Here is a 280-nt window from a genome sequence, read left to right as displayed (position 1 = left end):
CAAGCTTCGTGGAAGGGAATTGTCATGCGAGCACTCAATCCAACCGTTCTGGTCGTGGGCGCAACAGGCCGATTTGCCGGACTGGTTGTGCCTGAACTTGTCCGCCGCAATGCCACCGTTCGAGCATTTATTCGCGACCCCGCGAGCGCCGAAAAGGCCTGGAGGCTCGGAGCATCCGAGGTCGTGACCGGCAATTTGCGCGACCCTCAGAGCCTCGAAAATGCCGTCGAGGACGTCGATGGCGTCTTTCACATCGGACCGGCCTTTGCCCCCGATGAAG

Annotated in this window: 1 protein-coding gene; it reads left to right on the top strand. The window is 60.4% G+C overall.

Features of this window, described 5'->3' with window-relative positions:
- Positions 1-24 precede the first annotated feature (24 nt).
- The coding region (locus AC0L2O_RS36695) for an NmrA family NAD(P)-binding protein (protein ID WP_473373190.1) at positions 25-280 on the top strand (256 nt) is incomplete at its 3' end.

Source organism: Bradyrhizobium sp. Kon10, assembly GCF_055807395.1.
Note: the sequence above shows the minus strand (reverse complement) of the source record. Positions and strands in the feature narration are given on the sequence as shown.